3 protein-coding genes are annotated in these 7,322 nt (G+C 47.4%); all 3 read right to left on the bottom strand.

What is annotated here, in order from left to right; all coding sequences use genetic code 11:
• Nucleotides 1-334: 334 nt before the first annotated feature.
• Complete coding sequence (gene aspS / locus VIP81_RS26215; protein ID WP_331968218.1) at nt 335-2,083, bottom strand: aspartate--tRNA ligase; 1,749 nt, start codon at nt 2,081-2,083, stop codon at nt 335-337.
• Between the two features lie 144 nt (nt 2,084-2,227).
• Nucleotides 2,228-3,262 (bottom strand): FAD-dependent oxidoreductase, encoded by a 1,035-nt coding sequence (locus VIP81_RS26210; protein ID WP_331968215.1) that lies wholly within the window; start codon nt 3,260-3,262, stop codon nt 2,228-2,230.
• Between the two features lie 108 nt (nt 3,263-3,370).
• On the bottom strand, nt 3,371-7,322 hold a 3,952-nt coding region (locus VIP81_RS26205; protein ID WP_331968212.1), incomplete at its 5' end, for an alpha-2-macroglobulin family protein.

Genomic DNA, 7,322 nt, shown 5'->3' with positions numbered 1-7,322 from the left:
AGTATTTTTTGTATCAGGTGATAGTTTTCTCTGTGTTTTCAGCATCACTTTCTTCCTCACATATCAACGATGATCACACCGCAATATTACTTTAAAAATTTAAATAATACGTCTCTTCGTTTTCTTATCTATCCCGTTAATCGTTTGTTAAAAATATTGTACCCTTATATTAGTGCTAATCCCCTTTGATGCGGCAATTTGCCATATCAAAGGGGATTTTTGACTACAAAGCCCTGCTACTTGCAAAGACTATACCACATCAGGTGTTAGCGACCAGCTGCCAGCTTTTAGTGACTTAGTTATGACTAATTGCCAGTAGCCAGTGGTTTAAAAACTATTTCACCAGACTGATTTTCAATTCGTTAAGCTGTTCCTGACTGATAGCAGCGGGTGCGTCCATCATTACATCGCGACCTGAGTTATTCTTAGGGAAAGCGATAAAGTCACGGATACTTTCACTGCCACCTAATAACGAACACAAGCGGTCAAATCCTAGAGCGATACCTCCATGTGGGGGAGCGCCGTATTCAAATGCACCTAACAGGAAGCCAAATTTATGTTCTGCCTCTTCTTTGGTCATTCCCAGGGCTGCAAACATTTTCTGTTGCAAGTCACGCTGGAAAATACGAATGGAGCCACCACCTATCTCTGTGCCATTTAATACTATATCGTAGGCGTTTGCCTTAATTTTAGCGTATTGTGAAGGATCATCCATCAGAGCTATCTGCTCTGGTTTTGGTGATGTAAACGGATGGTGACGGGCCACCCAGCGGTTTTCCTCTTCGGCGTATTCAAATAACGGAAAGTCTATTACCCACAACGGTTTAAACTCGTTTTTGTTGCGCAAACCGAGGCGTTCTCCCATTTCAAGGCGGAGTTCGCTTGCAGCTTTCCTGGTGCGCTCTTCCTTGCCAGCCAGCACCAGGATAAGATCTCCGGGTTGCGCCTGACATTTTTGCGCCCACAACTTCAGTTGCTCTTCGTCAAAAAACTTATCCACAGAGCTCTTCAGTGTGCCATCAGCGTTGTACCTCACATATACGAGGCCACTCATGCCGATTTGCGGGCGTTTTACCCAGTCTGTCAGCTCATCCAGTTGTTTACGGGTGTAGTCCACACAGCCTTTTGCAGCAATGGCTACTACCAGTTCTGCGTCATCAAATACTTTGAAGCCTTTCTCCTTTACAGTATCGTTCAGGTTTACCAGCTTCATTTCAAAGCGGATATCGGGTTTATCGTTACCATAGAACTCCATGGCATCGTCGAAGGTCATTCTTGGGAACGCATCCGGGAACTCGAGTCCTTTTATTTCTCTGAAGATGTGCTTCAGCATATGCTCAAAGGTGGTCAGGATATCTTCCTGCTCCACGAAGCTCATTTCACAATCGATCTGTGTAAACTCAGGCTGACGATCCGCACGCAGATCCTCATCTCTGAAGCATTTTACGATCTGGAAGTACCGGTCGTATCCACTCACCATCAACAATTGCTTGAAGGTTTGTGGCGACTGTGGCAGTCCGTAGAACTGGTTAGGGTTCATACGGCTGGGCACTACGAAATCGCGGGCACCTTCCGGCGTAGAGTTAATCAGGAAAGGTGTTTCTATATCCATGAAACCGGCGGAATGCAGATAGTTACGTGCTACACGTCCTATATTATAACGCAGTTCCAGGTTCTGTCTAACTATATTACGACGGAGATCGAGGAAACGGTATTTCATACGCAGTTCATCGCCGCCATCTGTATCATCCTGAATGGTAAACGGTGGTGTTTTCGCCGCATTAAGGATGGTAAAATCGCTCACCGTGATTTCGATATCACCGGTGGGGATGTTTTTATTTTTACTGGAACGCTCGGTTACGGTACCTTTTACCTGGATCACAAATTCACGGCCCAGGGGCTGTGCATCCAGTTTGGCATTCAGGCTTTCGCCGAACAGCAATTGAGTAATACCATAACGGTCTCGCAGATCAAAAAAATTGATACTGCCAAACTTTCTTACTGTCTGTATCCATCCGGCCAAAGTTACTTCCTGGCCCACCTGTTCCATTCGTAATTCCCCGCAAGTGTGCGTCCTATACATGCGTAAATAGTTGATTTAGTTAGTTTTATGGTTGACATACGGGACAAGCTGTCTTCAAATGGCGACCACTATCCAGTTGTTCACTTATACCCATAAGGGGGGCAAAGATACGGTTTGGATCGGGCATTTTATGTCCAACGTATGTTAAAAATATCGTTGCAGGGCTATTTCCGGCATCAGTGGCGCATTAGTAACAAGCACATCCATGAAATGAGCCGCCATAAAAGGCGCTAACGAACATCCCTTCGTACCAAGCCCGTTGAACACCCCGATAGCCGGGTAATGAGGATGAAAACCTGCAATCGGACGCCGGTCATTTCCGGAGGGTCTTACTGCAGATAAATGGTCTACCACCTCATAAGGGACCTTTAAAAGCTGCGCAAGACGCTGTTCCAGTACTTCCCGCTGTGCGACGGTTGGATGGTCATCTTCATAATCCCATACAAAAGAAGACCCCGCCCAGAACAACCCATTTTCCTGTGGCACCAGCGTAATACCTTTCTTTATAATATCGGTTGTTTCCAGCCCCGGTACTTTCACCAGCAACACCTCTCCCTTATTGGGCAGAAACTTGACCGACTTGAAAAAAGAAAGCGCCGTAGTGGCTACTCCATCACAAAAAATCAGCTTGCCAGCCTGTACATCTCCATAAATAACACCCGTAGGCGCTATTTCAAGGGCAGCTATATCAAAATGTATTTCCAGCAATGCCTCCTGCGACTTCAAATACTGCCGGTACGCCGGCAACAGGGAACGCAGGTTTACCGTGGCTCCCTTCACAATGGCTGCACCAAAAGGCTGGTCCAGGAATGCCTCATACTTCAGCGCCACCGGCAATTCCGTATAGTCATTAACGGTCGTTTTATTTAAAAACGCTTCCCGCATCTGCGCAGATGGGAACACCGTCCAAAGCTGGCGCTCCGTAAAAACCGGCACCTGCAGCAAAGCCGACAACTGTTCGTAAGTAGCTTTTGCAAACGGATAAATGGTGTCATACATCCAGGCCGGCTCAAAGCGGCGCCCCGATACCGGGTTAATGATTCCTGCCGCCACCCTGGACGCGCTGTTAGGTTTCGCGTCGTCGATAACGATTACCTTCTTCCCTGCCTGTAGTAAGAACCAGCTCAGCATGGTCCCCGCAATTCCCTGTCCTATAATAAGGTAATCTGCTTTCCTCATAGAATGCAATATAAATTACGAATTACGAATTACGGATTTGTGGCGAGCTGGTAAACGCGGATGTTATCCGATGTTATCTATCCACAAATTCGTAATTCGTAATTCTTTTTATTCTGTCACTTTCACATTCATTCCCGCACTATGTGCCGAAAACTCCGGCGCATACATACACTGTGCCGTGCTCACGCCATTGGAGAACTTACCCGTATGGGTAACGAACAGCGTATATTCGAATACGTAGGTGCCCTTTGGCAAATAGCTGAAGAAGAAATCAGTAGACGCATCTTTGGTGCTTTCATAATAGCTGAGTCCACCCTGCCACTTGCTGGCGCTGATGACATTGGTCGGCTCAAAACAAGCTGCCCGCATGTCTTTCAGGTGAATGTACTCCATGGATCTGTCGGCACGCAATACAATCCGCACTTTCACCTTATCTCCTACCTTCAGTTCGTTGCCATCGGCGATTTTAGTGAGTACAGGTCCTTTATCGCTGTTTGCTTCTATAAACAATTCTTTTTCCAGTACCAGCGGCGTTTTAGCGGCGGTAATTTGATCGAGGTCTTCGAAATACTGCCAGTACACAGCGCCCCAGGAAGGTTGTCCTTTACTATCCTGTACGGTTACGCTGATATGACCCATATCGGCTTTCACGGCTTTACCTTCTATTTTCTCCTTGAAATATCCGGTGCCGGCTTCTGTGGCAGCGGGTTTCACGGTGGTATTGCCTAATTGCACGGTTACTTCCGGACTAGCCGCCAGCCAGTTGCCGCCTTGTAACAACATCGCGTAGCAGGCGTCTGCCGTAGCTTTGGTGGTATTCCAGTTATTGGTTTGTTTGTTTTTCAGCAACCATGTTTTCAGGTCGGCTACTGCTGCTGCATCTTTGCCTACTACCTGGAAGACTTCTATCAGCAATGCCTGTGTTTCAATAGGCGCTTGCTGCCAGCTATAACCAGCCGTTACATCCTTCCAGTACATGCCCATTTCTTTGCTGTTCATCGCCGTTTCCTTCAGCGATTTTAATATAGCCTTTGGCGTTACAGCATCTCCTTTTCTAAAGAGCGACAACGCCATCATACCCTGGCTATACCTGCTTTGTTTGGTCCAGTATTGCTGTTCCTGTGCAAAGAAGAAATCAAATGATTTTTTCATGGCAGCTGGAACCGGCCGGTCAAAGAAGCTACGTGCGTATAGATAGTGGATTTGTTCTGCGCTGATTTGTTGCAGCTTCAGATTGGCTTTTGCTTTTATGAGATCGTAATAATCTTTATCCAGTTTTTTATCCAGGTAGTCGATCGCTTTATTGGCCATGCTGATGGCTACCGGATCTTTTGTCTGTGCCAGCTGTTGCAGATGACCAATGCCTGCAACTATGTATTGTGTAATAAAGCGGTCTTCCCACATACCGGAGAACCAGGAGAAAGCGCCATTCGGTAATTGTTTGGCGGCCAGTTGGTCCAGCGCCGTTTTTCTTTCTGCCTGCATCCGTTGCAGATCAAACAACAGTGCGATGTTCTTTTTCTGTTGCGCTTCATTCTTTGCTTCCAGTACCCAGGGCGTTTGTTGCAGCAATACGGCTTTCAGCTCTTCATTTTTTTGCAGGTTGCTTTGCAGCGCCGCGGTATCTGAAATTTTCCATTTTTCGAAGATGGCTTTCAGGCCAGGCGTAGCATCTGTGATATGTGTAGCCAGTGCATTAGCGTAGTAGCGGTTAAACACCTGTTCCGCACATTCGTAAGGATATTCCATCAGGTAAGGCAATGCCTGTACGGCGTACCAGGCGGGATTGCTGGTGTATTCTACCGTTACCGCATGTTGTACCAGTGTTTTGGAACTATCGCTATGTAACAGTTTTTCGAAAGTAAAATCGTGTTTACCATCGCCACGAACGGGCAGTGGCAGGGCTTCTGTCACCAGCATCCGGTTGGTTAATACCGGCAAGGCATTTTCCTCTCCATCGCTGAAGTTGGCCGCCTGCGCCGTAACCCGGTAAATCAGCGCACTCTGGAAACCATGCGGAATCTGTATCGGGAAGCTCACCACGGTGCTTTGTCCGGCTTTGGCCGTGAAATGTTGCAGCGGGAAAATGTTCTGGAACCATCCATCTACCGGCTGCATGGTATTGGCGTCCAGCAGTTCCAGGTGGGCCTGTCCTATTAACAAGGTATCGGAGAGGTTACTCACTTTAGCGGTGAATTCCATTTTATCGCCTTCGCGTACAAAGCGGGGCGCATTGGGTTGTACCATCAACACTTTCTGCGTAACGATGCTGGCGCTGGTCATGCCAAAGGCCAGGTCTTTTGTATGGGCTAATGCCTGGAAGTTCCATTTGGTAAGGGCTTCCGGCATGGTGAATTCAAAAGTGATGTTACCGTCTTTGTCGGTACGGAGGTTAGGGAAGAAGAAGACGGTTTCCTGGAAGTTTTTGCGGATGGAAGGGGCGGGGGCTTCGTTGCTGCCTGCCTTGTCCTTTTGTTTCGCTGTGCCGTAGCCAACGGTTACTACTGATTCTGTCAGTGCGGCGGCCGCTGGTGCTGGTGCGGCTAAATCACCGGAGCCTGCAGCGTCTTTCAGCATTATTCCTGCTACTCTACCTCTCGAGCCTCCTCCTTTCTTGCTAAGCATCGCTGCCATTGGGGCACGCTCATACATCCTATCTCTTCCGCCATCTTCCATTATCCAGTCAAACAAATTCAATGCATCGTAAGATTTGTCGACATCAAAATAATCGGGAGCGACCTGCTCATAATGAAGCGCGGAATTCTCCATTTTGAAGTTTTCGCGACCATCAAACGGTGTAATGCCACTGGCATTTGGATAGATATATGGTGTACTCCAGTGATGCGGTACAAAGGCATCTAAGGAAGCGTCATACATAGACGCCAGCATTTCTGCGGCCACTTTTTCGTTTTTGTAGCCGGAGATTTGAGCGGTCCATTTTTCCTTTTCACCGGGTAGTAATTTATCACGGTGAGTACCGAGTTTTACTTGTAGTTCCTTATTATCCCATGGAACGGAAACACCCATTTGTTCATGGAATACACGGTTATCTTTTACAAACACATAAGCTACCTGTATACCTCCCCTGCTGTTTTCTGTTACCGGGTATTCCAGTTTTTTGATATCGGACAATTCCAGGCTGCTGCGTTCTTCTTTGGTAGCAGCTGTTATTTTTGATTGAATAATATGTAGGTCTTTGGCAGATGTACCGAGCAAAATCTCCGCTGTCTTTCCGGGTTCTACGACAGCTTCTGGCTGATAAGACCACAGATAGGCAGGTGCAGACAGGCTTTTAGCTTTTACATCGATTAACTCGAAAGTCGTTTTCTGTATAACCAGTTCGTTGTTTTTGTCTTTCGCACTTACCTCCAGTTCATAAAAGCCGGGGGCTAATTTAGCGGTGTTGAAAGTAACCTTTCCATCCGGGCTGCTGGCAAGCGTTTCGTTGACAATTGCTGCCTGGCGGGGCCATGTCTTCTCATCAGCCTCGTCTTTATAAATATCTACCGGAAATGCCTGTACGTAACTGGCTTCATCCATTACAAACTGGTCAGGCGTTTCCCAGTAGCGGGGGCGCAACAGGCGTTTGTTCGGTTGCAGTGGCTTCAGTTGTACCGATAAAGAAGCTGGTTCGTACGCACCATTCAGATTTTTGGAGAAAATTCTAATGTCTTTCAGGTCCTGCTGTTCCATGCGATCGGGCGCATTTACGGCGATTTCCATGGATTGGTAACCCACGCTTACGGATTGGTCCGAGCTACGGGTTTCTCCATTCAGGTCGGTTACATCGGCATGCACTACATAAGTGAAAATGGGCTTGTTGGCTGGATTCACCGACTTATCTGTGATGGCAGGGAACTTCACGGTGAAGGCGCCATTGGCATCTGTAGTGGTTTCGCCGTGTATGATTTCACGGGAAGAACCGTATGGGACGGCTATCTTATAAAATAACCATGGGTAAGGATACCTTACCCGGCGTTCTACCCGGTATTTTACTTTGGCGCCGTCAATATTGTTGCCGGCGTAGGCCAGCGCTTTAGCGGTAGATATAACGGTATCG

Origin of the sequence: Chitinophaga sp., from assembly GCF_036566945.1 — a bacterium.
In the GTDB taxonomy this organism is placed as follows: domain Bacteria; phylum Bacteroidota; class Bacteroidia; order Chitinophagales; family Chitinophagaceae; genus Chitinophaga.
This window is presented reverse-complemented; position numbering and strand designations above follow the sequence as displayed.